The 13,084-nt window shown below is 30.1% G+C and carries 10 protein-coding genes; 6 read left to right on the top strand and 4 right to left on the bottom strand.

Annotated elements, in window-relative coordinates:
• Positions 1–107 precede the first annotated feature (107 nt).
• Together nadB and nadA are read right to left on the bottom strand one after the other, a co-directional pair.
• Positions 108–1,697 carry an L-aspartate oxidase gene (gene nadB / locus H0I28_RS12300; protein WP_254712699.1) on the bottom strand — a complete coding sequence of 530 codons (1,590 nt, stop codon included), beginning with the start codon at positions 1,695–1,697 and terminating at the stop codon, positions 108–110.
• Positions 1,698–1,706: 9 nt separating this feature from the next.
• On the bottom strand, positions 1,707–2,702 hold the full coding sequence (gene nadA, locus H0I28_RS12295) for a quinolinate synthase NadA (protein WP_165731697.1): 996 nt from the start codon (positions 2,700–2,702) through the stop codon (positions 1,707–1,709).
• Between the two features lie 104 nt (positions 2,703–2,806).
• Here nadA and H0I28_RS12290 point away from each other — a divergent pair, with 104 nt between their 5' ends.
• A complete protein-coding gene (locus H0I28_RS12290; RefSeq protein WP_218759292.1) occupies positions 2,807–3,388 on the top strand; it encodes a methyltransferase domain-containing protein in 582 nt (193 codons plus the stop codon).
• A 41-nt stretch (positions 3,389–3,429) separates the two neighbouring features.
• Here H0I28_RS12290 and H0I28_RS12285 read toward each other — a convergent pair whose 3' ends face one another.
• The gene (locus tag H0I28_RS12285; protein WP_218759291.1) at positions 3,430–4,035 is read right to left on the bottom strand and encodes a TlpA disulfide reductase family protein; all 606 of its coding nucleotides are present in this window, start codon (positions 4,033–4,035) and stop codon (positions 3,430–3,432) included.
• Between the two features lie 280 nt (positions 4,036–4,315).
• On the opposite strand from H0I28_RS12285, the gene H0I28_RS12280 reads away from it, so the two are divergent.
• From H0I28_RS12280 to H0I28_RS12265, 4 genes are all read left to right on the top strand, one after another.
• The gene (locus tag H0I28_RS12280; RefSeq protein WP_218759290.1) at positions 4,316–5,647 is read left to right on the top strand and encodes a cytochrome ubiquinol oxidase subunit I; all 1,332 of its coding nucleotides are present in this window, start codon (positions 4,316–4,318) and stop codon (positions 5,645–5,647) included.
• Between the two features lie 3 nt (positions 5,648–5,650).
• A complete protein-coding gene (gene cydB, locus H0I28_RS12275) occupies positions 5,651–6,724 on the top strand; it encodes a cytochrome d ubiquinol oxidase subunit II (RefSeq protein ID WP_218759289.1) in 1,074 nt (357 codons plus the stop codon).
• Between the two features lie 15 nt (positions 6,725–6,739).
• Positions 6,740–7,036: a hypothetical protein gene (locus H0I28_RS12270; protein ID WP_218759288.1), complete on the top strand. Its 297-nt coding sequence runs from the start codon at positions 6,740–6,742 to the stop codon at positions 7,034–7,036.
• A 239-nt stretch (positions 7,037–7,275) separates the two neighbouring features.
• A complete protein-coding gene (locus H0I28_RS12265) occupies positions 7,276–9,456 on the top strand; it encodes an amino acid permease (RefSeq protein ID WP_218759287.1) in 2,181 nt (726 codons plus the stop codon).
• Positions 9,457–9,495: 39 nt separating this feature from the next.
• Here H0I28_RS12265 and H0I28_RS12260 read toward each other — a convergent pair whose 3' ends face one another.
• The gene (locus H0I28_RS12260) at positions 9,496–10,524 is read right to left on the bottom strand and encodes an AraC family transcriptional regulator (protein WP_218759286.1); all 1,029 of its coding nucleotides are present in this window, start codon (positions 10,522–10,524) and stop codon (positions 9,496–9,498) included.
• A 192-nt stretch (positions 10,525–10,716) separates the two neighbouring features.
• On the opposite strand from H0I28_RS12260, the gene H0I28_RS12255 reads away from it, so the two are divergent.
• The gene (locus tag H0I28_RS12255; protein ID WP_218759285.1) at positions 10,717–13,083 is read left to right on the top strand and encodes a TonB-dependent receptor; all 2,367 of its coding nucleotides are present in this window, start codon (positions 10,717–10,719) and stop codon (positions 13,081–13,083) included.
• Position 13,084 lies beyond the last annotated feature (1 nt).

Here is a 13,084-nt window from a genome sequence, read left to right as displayed (position 1 = left end):
CGTTTTTGTCAATCTAAATTGATTTCAAGTTCTTATAAAGGTAGAACTTAATTAAGTTGATGTTTTGAAAAAGTTAAGTTTTTTAAACCTTTTTTAGACAGCTTCTTTTATTTAGAAATACAATCTAAACTATAAAAACCACCACAATTTTCGGTTCTCTTTTTAGAGAATTGGGTAATTAAATATGCTGTTGTAATTAAGTTTCTTAGCTCGCATAAATCTATAGAAAGTTCAGAATGGTCATAAAGGCGTTTGTTGTCTTCATAAAGTACTTTTAAACGCTTTTCTGCCCGAAGCAAACGCTCGTTAGAACGTACGATACCTACATAATTAGTCATAATAGTTTTTACTTCATTTCTATCATGTGTAATTAATACTTTTTCCATGTTTTTAATAACACCATTATCATTCCAAACAGGTATGTCTTTTGGTGTTTTGGCTTTATTGTATTTTTTAGAAACACTTAAAAAGGCATTATGAGCATATACCAAGCCTTCTAATAAAGAGTTAGAAGCCAATCTATTTCCACCATGTAAACCTGTTCTTGTAACTTCTCCACAAGCATATAATTTCTTGATAGATGTTTTTGCTTTTTTGTTCACATTTACACCACCACAAATGTAATGAGACGCTGGCACTACAGGAATATAGTCTTTGGTTACATCAATATTTAAAGATGCACATTTTTCTGTTATATTAGGAAAATGCTCTTTAAATTTTACCATGTCTAAATTAGTGCAATCTAAATATACATGAGGCTTTCCACTCTTTTTTAATTCATTATCAATGGCTCTTGCAACAATATCTCTAGAGGCTAATTCTTCTCTTTCATCATATTTATGCATAAAAAAATCACCATTGTAATTTCTTAGTTTTGCACCAAATCCTCGCACAGCTTCGGATATTAAAAAGGCAGGATATTCGCCTGGGTTGTACAACGCTGTTGGATGAAACTGTATAAATTCCATTTCAGAAATTTCTGCCTTTGCCCGGTATGCAATTCCTATTCCATCTCCAGTTGCTACAGTAGGGTTTGTAGTAGTTTCATAAACTTGCCCATTTCCTCCAGATGCTAAAAGTGTAAACTTGCTTACAAAGGTTTTTACTTTATCTTCTTTAATATCTAAAACATAAGCACCATAACAAGAAATTTTGCCATTTCGCTTTGTTTTAGTCTTTTTAGTTTGATGTTCTGTAATTAAATCTATCGCGTAATGATAGGTAAGAAATTCTATATTTGGTTGTGCATTTACTTGTGCTAATAAAGCACGTTCAATTTCTGCACCTGTAATATCTGTATGATGTAAAATTCTGTTTTGAGAATGTCCGCCTTCTCTACCTAAATCATAATTTCCTTTTTCGTTTTTATCAAACTTTGTTCCCCAATCTATTAATTCTTGTAATCTTTCTGGAGCATCTCTAACAACCATTTTAACAACCTCTTCGTCACATAAACCATCACCTGCAATTAAAGTGTCTTCTATATGTTGTTTAAAGGTATCAACAGTTTTATTATAAACGGTAGCAATACCACCTTGGGCGTATTTTGTGTTAGATTCGCTTTGTTTGTCTTTAGTAACAATAACAACTTTAGCGTCTTTGTGTTCTAGAGCAACTTTTAAAGCAAAAGTTAATCCAGAAACTCCAGAACCGATTATTAAAAAATCGGTAGAGATTATGTTTTTATCAGGTAACATTTTAAGGCGTTATTTAGAAAGTTCTAGCATTCTGTTGATAGGAATTATTGCTTTTTCGCATAATTCTGCTTCTACTTCTATATTTGGTAATTCGTGTTTTAAACATAAATACAATTTTTGCATTGTATTCATTTTCATATAAGCACATTCGCTACAAGCACAAGTATTATCTTCTTTTGCTGGAGCAGGAATTATTTCCTTATCAGGATTTTCTTGTAACATCTGAAACAAAATTCCGGCTTCTGTAGCAACAATAAATTTCTTTTTATCGCTATTTTTTACATGGTTTAAAAGACCAGAAGTAGAACCAATATATTTGGCTACTTTAAGCATGTGTGCTTCAGATTCTGGATGCGCAATTAATTCTGCATCTGGGTGTTCTTGATATAAGTCAATCAGTTTTTCCATAGAAAAAGCTTCATGAACCATACAAGCGCCATCCCAAAGTAACATATCTCTTCCTGTTTCTTTATTTAAGTAAGCTCCTAAATTTCTATCCGGAGCAAAAATAATAGGTTGGTCTTGTGGTATAGAATCAATAATCTTTCTAGCGTTAGAAGAGGTACAAACGTAATCGCTTAAAGCTTTTATTTCTGCAGAGCAATTTATATACGTAACAACTAAGTGATCTGGGTGTTTCTTTTTAAATTCTGAAAATTGTTCTGGCGGACAAGAATCTGCCAAAGAACAACCAGCTAATAAGTCTGGTAATAAAACTTTTTTAGTAGGGTTTAATATTTTTGCGGTTTCTGCCATAAAATGAACTCCTGCAAAAACAATAATGTCTGCATCTGTTTTAGCAGCTTGTTGTGCTAAAGCCAAACTATCACCAACAAAGTCTGCAATTTCTTGAATTTCATCTATTTGATAATAATGCGCTAAGATAACTGCATTCTTCTCCTTTTTTAGTTTCAAAATCTCCTCAACATAATCAATATTAGGAGTTTCAATATCTAAAAATCCTTTTTTGTTGAGGTTTTTTTTTGCACTAACTAAAGTTTTCATAAAAAGTGTTTATTATTAACTACGTTGCAAATATAAACTCTATTTTGTTGGTAGGAAAATGATTGTCATCATTCTGTTAAATTATGATTATAATAAGCTAAAATATGAACTTATCTGAAGATTTTTGGGAAAACAAGTATCAAACAAACAAAATTGGTTGGGATTTAGGAGCTGTTTCTCCTCCTTTAAAAACATATTTTGATCAATTAACGAACAAAGACTTAAAAATTTTAATTCCAGGCGGTGGAAATTCTTACGAAGCAGAATATCTTTTTAACAACGGTTTTACCAATGTTTATGTAATAGATTTAGCTAAAAGTGCTTTGGTAAATATTAAAAATAGGGTTCCAGGCTTTCCGGAATCACAATTAATATTGGGTGATTTTTTTGAATTAGATCAAACTTTTGATTTGATCATTGAACAAACTTTTTTCTGTGCAATACATCCTGATTTAAGAGAAAAGTATGCGTTAAAAATGAACCATTTGTTAGGTGAAAAAGGGAAGTTAGTAGGATTGCTTTTTGATGCAAAATTAAATGATCACCATCCACCTTTTGGTGGAAGTAAAGAAGAGTATATTACGTACTTTGATTCCTATTTTAATCTAGATATTTTTACAACATGTTATAATTCTTATCCAAACAGACAAAAAATGGAATTGTTTGTGAAGTTTGTAAAGAAATAATAAAACAACAATCTAAAAAGTGTATTTTGGGAAATATGAATTTATTTTAGATTTTCTAAAAATACTCTAAATTCATCTGTGTTGTAATTGGCCATTCCCTCATGTGTTAATACAATATTTCCGTCACTATCAATGATATAAGTTGTTGGTAAGGCAGATGATTGTAACATTGTAGGTAAATTACTAGCAAGCGTATAAATTGGTAAATTATAATCTTTTCGTTTATTAAAAGCCTTTGCAGTTTCAAAATCTTTATCGAAAGACAAGAGGATAAAAGCAACATCATTACCCATTTCTTTATGTAATTTACTGATACTTGGCATTTCAGCAATACAAGGAGGACACCAGGTTGCCCAATAATTTAGAAATATTACTTTATCTTTTAAGTCTGCTAAAGAAATAATTTTACCATGTCTATCTATCAACTTTATATTTAAATCAGCCTTTGTGTATTTAGAAATAGTTTTAGAGTTTTTTTTGTTTGTGATTTCCTTTACATCAGGGTTCATTATGCCAGTAGCCAATACGCCTCGTTGTGCAAAACCAATTACTTCTGTATGCAAACCTGTAGCGTAAAGCGTAATAAGTATTAATACAAAAACTCCGTTCTGAATCCACGTTTTCTTGGTGTTTTTATTTTTTTTCATTTTAATATTTTTTAATAAAACTTATTTCTTTCTCACTATAATTTATACTGAATATTTTACCTTTACAAGGCATACAAACATAAATAAAATAAGGCCTAACAGACGTACCTCTTGTAGCCAATCATGTTAAAGTAATATTAAATATTAGAGGCTTCTATGTGTTCTTGTTTTCTTAAATTTACCAATGTAAAAATATGGGTTTAGCTACTTATGTTACATAGGGAACGTATGGTAATGTATATTTTTGTAGATCTTAATAAATATAACAAGTATTTTTAATATGGAAGACATGCTCTTTTATGATAGGTTGCAGTTTGCATTTACTATCACCTTTCACTATATATTTCCGCAATTAACAATGGGACTTTCATTATTGATAGTCTATTATAAATGGAAATATCTAAGAAATAACAATGAACAATATAACAATGCTGCAAAATTTTTGATGAAGATTTTTGCAATTAACTTTACAATGGGTGTTATTACAGGGATTCCAATGGAATTTCAATTTGGTACCAATTGGGCAAAATTTTCTGAGCTTACAGGTGGAATTATTGGTCAGACTTTAGCCATGGAAGGGATGTTTTCTTTCTTTTTAGAATCGTCCTTTTTAGCACTCTTTATTTTTGGTGAAAAATTAATGGGACAAAAACTCCATTTCTTAACAGGCTTTTTGGTGTTTTTAGGTTCTTGGGCAAGTGGTTGGTTTATTCTTGCTACTAATGCTTGGATGCAGCATCCGGTAGGTTATGAGATTTTAGAAAACGGAAAATTTGTATTAGAAAATTTCTCTGCTCTTTTTACCAATCCTTGGTTGTTACCTGCTTTTTTACACAATCAAATGGCATCTGTGGTAACCTCATCTTTTGTGGTAGCCAGTATTGGTGCTTTTTATATTTTAAGAAAAAAACAAGTTGAATACGGAAAATTATTCTTAAAAACCGGTATAATTTTCGGATTAGTTTCTAGCCTTTTAGTGGCTTTCCCTACTGGAGATTGGAATGCTAAAAATGTTGCAAAATATCAACCAGCGGCTTTTGCTGCCATGGAAGGGATTTTTGAAACAGAAGAAGCTGGAGCAGAAATTGTGTTGATTGGACAGCCAAATATGGTCGAAAAAAAATTAGACAATAAAATTGCAGTTCCTAATATCTTAAGTTTTTTAACCCATCAAGATTGGAACAAGCAAATTCCAGGAATGGATCAATTTAAAAAAGAAGAATTACCAGATAATATTCCGGCGCTGTATTATTCGTATCACATAATGGTTGGTTTAGGTACTATATTTATTGGGGTTATGGCTTTGGCACTTTTCTTTTTATGGCGAAAAAAACTATATACTTTTAAACCATTGCTTTGGTTTATTATGTTTTTGGTTCCGTTTCCATACATTGCTAACCTTACGGGTTGGTACACGGCAGAATTGGGGAGACAACCTTATTTAGTCTACGGATTGCTAAAAACAAGCGATGGTGTTTCGCCAACCGTATCCTCTGGGAACACCTTATTTACCTTATTAGGTTTTGTTGCTTTATACATGCTATTAGGACTATTATTTTTAGTTTTAGTAGGTAAAACGATTAACGAAGGTCCTAAACTTCAAAAACATTAAACGATGGAAATATTTTGGTACATTATAATAGCAACTGTTTTAGGAATCTTTTTTGTTTTAGACGGATATGATTTCGGAACAGGAATTATTCATTTATTTTTTGCTAAAAAAGAAAAGGATAAAGAAGTAATTACAAAATCTGCAGGTTTATTTTGGGATTCTAATGAGGTTTGGTTAGTAGCTGCAGGAGGAATGCTTTTTATGGCTTTTCCTACGTTTTATGCTTCTGTATTTAGCGGATTCTACTTGCCCTTAATCATCGTTTTATGGTTGATTATTTTTAGAGCAATTGGACTTGAATTTAGAAGTCAATTTAAATATCAGATGTGGAAAGATATTTGGGATGTTTCTTTTGGAGTTTCTAGTTTATTACTGGCCTTATTTTTTGGGATTGCTCTAGGGAATATTGTGAGAGGTGTAAATTTAGGTGGCGTAGAAAACGGAGTTTCTGTGTATGAAGGACATTATTTTTTCTTACCACTTTGGGATAGTAGTTTTAGTCCTCTAACAGAACATCCAGGAGTTATCGATTGGTTTACTATTATTATAGGTTTAATTTCTGTAGTTACTTTGGCAATACACGGCGCTAACTGGATAATTTTAAAAACAAATTCGTCTATCAATTTAAAATTGAAAGGTGTTATTTTTAAGTTGAATATTGTTTTAACAATTCTTACCATTTTTTCGGTAGCAGTTTGGCAAATTGTAAATCCAGACTCTTTAAATAATTTTGTAGATAAACCTTATTTATTAGTATTCCCGATGCTGTATTTTACGGGATTAGTTGGTTTATTTTTTATCAAAAAAATTAAAAAAGATGTACATGCCTTTTGGCTATCAACTTTATTAATATTAGGAGGAATCACCTCTTCTTTGGCTTCTTTATTTCCTGTTATTTTGCCTTCTATTAATGATGTTCACGAGCCACTTACTATATACAATACTGCGGCACCAGAATATGGTTTGTCTGTGGCATTTATTTGGGGTATTATTGGTATTATCTTGGTTGTAATTTACGCAATTATCCAAAAAAGATTAAAGGGTGGTAAAGTTGATAAAATGGATTACGGCCATTAGTCTAAATCTAATATTATGACAGAAACATTAATTTCTTTACAGAGTATTTTATTAGGAATAATTGGAGCGATAGGTTTTGGTATGCTGTTTAAAAAATATTCATTTGGTATTGTAGGCAATACAATAGCAGGCGTTTTTGGTAGTGTTTTTTTTATTAAATCATTTGGGAGATTAGGCTTTAATCCGCAATCGATAATGCAAAACGAAGCATTTAATGGAGTACTTTTTAGCATAAATTGTATCGTCTCACTTTTAGGAGGAATATTAGGGTTAATTGTTCTTAAGCTGATAAAAAATAGGTTAAATAAATAATAAGAGATTATATTTTTACACAATTATCAACCACTTGGTGATGATAAAAAAAGAGAAGTTAGACTTTAGAAACTTTAAAAGTTTATTTTTTTAAATCTCATTAAATAATTTGGTTAGAATATGCAATGTTAACTTAGTTTTTAGGCTGAGTAATTATTAATATCTTGCAATTAGAGAAAATCGATGAATACAAATAATCGTATGTAGATTACTTTATTTTAATAAACAGGATTTAAGAAATGTCAAAAACTAAAAAATTCGGCACATTTGCAGGTGTTTTTACACCATCATTACTTACCATTTTAGGTGTAATTATGTATATGCGTTTGGGTTGGGTAGTTGGAAACGCAGGTTTGTTAGGTGCCATTTTAATTATTGTAATTGCACATGTTATTTCTATTTCAACGGGTCTTAGTGTGTCTTCTGTTGCCACTGATAAAAAAATTGGAGCAGGCGGAATTTACTACGTCCTTTCTAGAAGTATGGGCGTTCCAATTGGTGGTTCAATTGGTATTGCCTTGTATGTGGGGACTGCTTTTTCCATTGCATTATATTTAATAGGTTTTGCAGAAAGCTTTAATAGTTATTTAGGCTTCGGAATGGAGATAAATGATTTTAGAATTACAGGTACTATTGCCTTATTTTTACTTACTGCTTTGGCTTTAATAAGCACCTCTGTAGCTTTAAAATCTCAGTATTTTATTTTGGCAGCCATTGTATTATCAATTGTTTCCATCTTTTTTGGGTCACACAACTTTACACCACAAACGGTATCTATGTTTTCTACGGAAGGATCGGTTCCTTTAGAAGTTGTTTTTGCCATATTTTTCCCTGCAGTTACTGGTTTTACTGCCGGAATAGCAATGAGTGGAGATTTAAAAGATCCTAAAAACTCTATACCTAAAGGTACTTTACTTGCTATTGGAGTTGGTTTAATTGTGTATTTAGTATTGGCTGTTTTTATTGCGTACACAATTGATTCTGATGTTTTAAAATCAGATTATAATATTTTAATGAAAATAGCCTTTTTTGCTCCTGCCGTAATTGCTGGTGTTTGGGGAGCAACATTGTCATCCGCTTTAGGCGGAATTTTAGGTGGTCCAAGAATTTTACAAGCCATGTCTTTAGATAAAGTTACACCTCGCTTTTTTGCAAAGGGAAGAGGTGAAAATAATGAGCCAGTAAATGCATTATTATTGGTGTTTTTAATAGCTGAAGCCGGAATTTTAATAGGTGAATTAGATGTTATTGCTCGTGTGGTTTCTATGTTTTATTTAACTGCTTATGGTTTTATTAATCTTTCTTATTTTTTAGAAAGTTGGGCAAATCCAGATTTTCAACCCACTTTTAAAATTAAAAGGTGGATTGGGTTAGTGGGTGTTGTGGCTTGTTTTGGAGTGATGTTTAAATTAGACATGATTGCTATGATTGGGGCTTTAGCTGTAATTGGAGGATTGTATTTTATGTTGCAACGAAAGGAAGTAAAAATTAATTCTACAGATATCTGGAAAAGCGTTTGGGAAAATGTGGTGAATAAAGGCTTGATGAAGATTGATACAAAACATGATATTGATACTAATTGGAACCCAAATATTATTCTTTTTAGCGGTAGCAGTGAGCATCAAGGATATTTATTAGAATTAAGTAAAGCCGTTTCTGGTAAAACTGGCGTGGTTACTAACTTTAAGTTGATTATAGACAAAGAGAATAAAATTCCTTTAAAAAAAAGAGATCAGGTTGTTAGAGAAGACATCTATAATGAGTTAGGTATTTTTGCTAGACAAGTAAAAGTTGATAATTTATATAAAGGAATTACCAATATTGCTACTACTTTTGGCTTTTCTGGGGTAGAACCGAATACGATTATGATGGGATGGCCAAAAGGGTTAGAAGGCTCTTCGGAATATGCAGAAATGACGGAAACTTTGCTTTATTTAGATTATAACTTATTGTATTTAGATTTTGATAGAAAGTCGAAATTTGGAAGGTATAAAACAATAGATTTATGGTGGCGAGAAACCGATAGTAAGAATGCTGAAATGATGCTAAATATTGCTCGTTTTATTATTGCTGCTCCAAAATGGAATCAAACTTCTATTCGTGTTTTATTTGTAGATAATAATAATGTGAATCCGGCTGCTATTCATGCAAAAATATCTGAATTAGTAGAAGACCTTAGAGTGCTAGTAGAAATTGTAATTGTAGAAAATGTTATAGATCAAACCTCTTTTTATGATTTAATAAAACAATACTCTAAATCTACAGATTTAACAATTATTGGAATTCCTAATTATAAAATTGAAAAACAAACTCAATTTATTCTTAAAACAAACGACTTGTTCGAGACTATTGGCTCTACTTTATTAGTTAAAGCAGCCAATAACTTTAATGTGCTAGATTTAGATTTTGTAGAGGATTAATAGTTAGTTTAGGTGTTTTTTTAGTAAGTTTTATTTTTTTTAAAAGTTATTTAAGTTCTTATATTTACCTTCTTGAGAAGTGTTAAAATCTGTTAGTTTGCTAGGTAAATAACCATAAATCTTTTTAAATGCAACTGTAAAGTGTTGTGCATGTTTGTAGCCTACTTTATACGCCGCTTCTGTTACATTGTAATTTTTTTCTAGGATTAATTCTTTTGCTTTTTCCATTCTAATATTAGTTATATACTTAAAAATTGTGGTATCATATATTACTTTAAAATCATGTTTAAGTTTAGATGTATTTACTCCTATTGTTGCAGCTAATTCAGTAATTGTTAAAGATTTTTCTAGATTTATATGTATGTATTCACTTATTTTTAGAATATTCTTATAATCTTCTATAGGTAAAAGGCTATTTTCTTCTTCGTAATTATTTTCATTAGTTTTGGCTAATAACTGTATTAATAATTCGTTGATTTTTGCTTCTAAATATGCTTTTTTTAAATCATCAGGATACTTACAATTAACAATTTGATGAATGTGGCTTTTTAATTCAATTGATATAGGTTTACTTTTTTCCCATAATAAAAAGGCTGTTTTATTAGAGATGGCTGTACCTATTTTGTGTAGTATTTGTTTAAAATTAGTACCAATAATATCTTTTAGATATTGTTCTGTAAAAAGTATTTCTAAGGTTTTTCTCCTTTTTGTTTTATAATTTAAAGTACCATTAACTTCTGGTAAGTAAAATAAATTATAATGCGCATTTGGAATAAAAATTTCTGTTTGCGATGAATTTAAAGGTACATAATGGCTATGACCTTCTATTTCAAATTGTAATTTATATAAAGGAAAATCATGCTGTACCTCTATATTATATTCTTTTGTTTTAAGATCTCTTATTATAATTCTTAAACCATTAATACAAATTTCTGTTTGTGTTCCTTTTATACTATTGTTATTTATTTCAGTTGTTTTTTCTGTATAATTTGATGTTTTAAAATTTTTTTGAAATGATTTTACTAATATGTTTTTATCAAAAATAGAACTTTTTAGTGTTGTTTTCATTTCTTCTTTTCTCGTTGATTAAAAAACCTTTTGCGTTATAGTAATAGATTTTTACTTATCTAAATTTGCGCAAAAATAAAACATTATTAATAATTAGTCTAAATAAGAACAGTAAAAAATTAAGGTATCTAATTTTATATTAAGAATACACTTTCATTTTTAAATCTTAAAAAATAAAAATCAATTAATATTATGCAAATATCAAAAATTCTAAAAACAATTATTGCGTTGTTTTTAATAAGCTCAACCTATGCTCAACAAAGCACAGGCAGTGTTTCAGGTAAAGTAATAACATCAGATGGAAACCCAGCATCTTTTATAAATGTAATTATTAAGTCGACTAAATTTGGTACTACTACAAATTTTGATGGAAAATATTCTTTAAAAAATATTCCTTACGGAGATTATACTTTAGAGTTTTCATTAATAGGAATGCACAGTAAAAGCATTCAAATTCAAGTAAATTCTCTAGAAACTAAAATAAATGATGTTCAGTTAGATGAAAATCAAGAGCAATTAAATGAAGTTGTAATTATTGCAGAACGTTTAAATCAATTTGCACATAAGGAATCTGAATATGTTGCAAAGGTTCCGTTAAAGAATAGTAACAATCCACAATCTTATTCAGTAGTAACAAATGCGTTGTTAAAAGAACAAGTAAATACAGATTTAGCTTCTGCTTTTAAAAGTATTACTGGCGGAGGTTATGTACAATCTAATGATGGTAATGTGAGTGTGTTTTTAAGAGGTTTTAGATCTGACGTACATTTAAGAAATGGCGGAATTGCTTGGGTAAAGGCTCCAATTGATCCTCAAAATATAGAAAGAATAGAACTGATAAAAGGACCTGCTTCTTTATTTTATGGAGCTAATGTTAATAATATTGCCAACTTTGGTGGTGTTGTAAATAAAGTAACAAAACAAGCTTATAATGGCGAAAAATTAGATTTAGGTTACATCGCAGGAAGTTTCGATTTAAATAGAGCAACCATAGATTATAACACAGTTTTAAACAAAGAAGAAAGTGTTTTCTTTAGGTTTAATGGAGCTTATAATAATGAAGCTAGTTTTCAAGACCAAGGAATTATAAAAGAGTTTATGTTGGCGCCTTCTTTAACTTTTGAGTTGTCAGACAAATTAACAATTAAAGCAAATCTAGAATACAACCAAAGTAAACGTAATTTAAATTTTGCAAGAGGTGTATCTGGAGCATTAATTTCTGATACTGTAAATTCTTGGGATGATTTAAACTGGGACTTTAATACCAATTATGGTACCAATGAAATGGCTGGTTATTTTTCTTCTTTAGTATCTCAAATAAACATGAATTATAAATTATCTGATACTTGGACATCAAAAACTAACTTTACAAAAGCAAGTTCATTTACAGATGCTAATTATTTAAGAGTAGTAATGGGAGATGCAACAACTGTTAATAGATTTTACTTACAATTAGACCCAAGAGAAACTCAAAATACACATATTCAACAAGACTTTTTAAATGTTGTAGAAGGTAATAAAGTTGATAATAAATTTGTTACAGGTATTAGTTATTTAAATAATTTAGATGACACACAACGTACCGGAGTTTGGAATGCAATTGATGCTGTAGATACTACAAACCCTGTAATTACAGGTTTAACAAACGACCAATTTGAAACAAATATAGCTGATGGAACAAAAAATAAAACAATTACTAAATTTCAAACTTTAGGGTTTTATGCTTTTGATGCCATAACCATAAACAAACAATTAACGCTTACAGGAGGGTTACGTTTCGATCGTTTTATGTCTAGTAACACAGTATCTAATGGAGTAGAAGGAACTAACGGATACAATCAAAATGCATTAAGCACAAAATTAGGTATCGCTTATAATCCATTTGATGATAAAGCATCATTATTTGTAAATTATATGGACGGATTAAACAATAATGCACCTTCAGATAACGGAAATGGAGAAATTATTACTTGGGATCCAGAAAGAGCAAAACAATTTGAAGTTGGTACAAAACTAGATTTCTTTAATGGTAAATTATTAAGTACAATTAGTTATTACAACATTAATATTGATAACGATATTATTGTAGATGAAAACGGAATTAGCTCTCAAACAGGAGAAACATTGAGTAAAGGTTTTGAAATTGATTTAATTGCAAATCCATTACCTGGTTTAAATATTGTTGCAGGGTATACTAAAAACAATGCTACTTTAGAAAAAGTAAGTTTTGGTAATGAAGCTGTTTTAGGAAACAGTTTAAGTTATACGCCAGAAACAGTTTGGGACTTTTGGTTAAGTTACCAAGCTTTAAAAGGAAGTGCAAAAGGTTTGGGCTTTGGAGTAGGAGCTAATCATATGAGCGAAATTTATAACAGTACAACTAATAACTTTGGTTCAGAAGCTTATACAACGGTAGATGCTACTGTATTTTACAAAAAAGACAATTATAAAGTAAGTTTTAAGGCAGATAATATTTTTGATAAAGAATATTACAATGGTTACGGAATACCCCAAAAACCTTTTAACTTTAGATTAGGTCTTACGTATAGTTTGTTTTAAT

The sequence above is a fragment of the Polaribacter sp. AHE13PA genome (genome assembly GCF_019278505.1).
Taxonomy (GTDB): Bacteria; Bacteroidota; Bacteroidia; order Flavobacteriales; family Flavobacteriaceae; genus Polaribacter.
This window is presented reverse-complemented; position numbering and strand designations above follow the sequence as displayed.

What these genes read in the sequence shown, in the direction of transcription:
- H0I28_RS12290 (WP_218759292.1), top strand. Translation starts at nt 2,807, where the DNA reads ATGAACTTATCTGAAGATTTTTGGGAAAACAAGTATCAAACAAACAAA.
- H0I28_RS12265 (WP_218759287.1), top strand. Translation starts at nt 7,276, where the DNA reads ATGTCAAAAACTAAAAAATTCGGCACATTTGCAGGTGTTTTTACACCA.
- cydB (WP_218759289.1), top strand. Translation starts at nt 5,651, where the DNA reads ATGGAAATATTTTGGTACATTATAATAGCAACTGTTTTAGGAATCTTT.
- nadB (WP_254712699.1), bottom strand. Translation starts at nt 1,697, where the DNA reads ATGTTACCTGATAAAAACATAATCTCTACCGATTTTTTAATAATCGGT.
- H0I28_RS12270 (WP_218759288.1), top strand. Translation starts at nt 6,740, where the DNA reads ATGACAGAAACATTAATTTCTTTACAGAGTATTTTATTAGGAATAATT.
- H0I28_RS12280 (WP_218759290.1), top strand. Translation starts at nt 4,316, where the DNA reads ATGGAAGACATGCTCTTTTATGATAGGTTGCAGTTTGCATTTACTATC.
- H0I28_RS12255 (WP_218759285.1), top strand. Translation starts at nt 10,717, where the DNA reads ATGCAAATATCAAAAATTCTAAAAACAATTATTGCGTTGTTTTTAATA.
- nadA (WP_165731697.1), bottom strand. Translation starts at nt 2,702, where the DNA reads ATGAAAACTTTAGTTAGTGCAAAAAAAAACCTCAACAAAAAAGGATTT.
- H0I28_RS12285 (WP_218759291.1), bottom strand. Translation starts at nt 4,035, where the DNA reads ATGAAAAAAAATAAAAACACCAAGAAAACGTGGATTCAGAACGGAGTT.
- H0I28_RS12260 (WP_218759286.1), bottom strand. Translation starts at nt 10,524, where the DNA reads ATGAAAACAACACTAAAAAGTTCTATTTTTGATAAAAACATATTAGTA.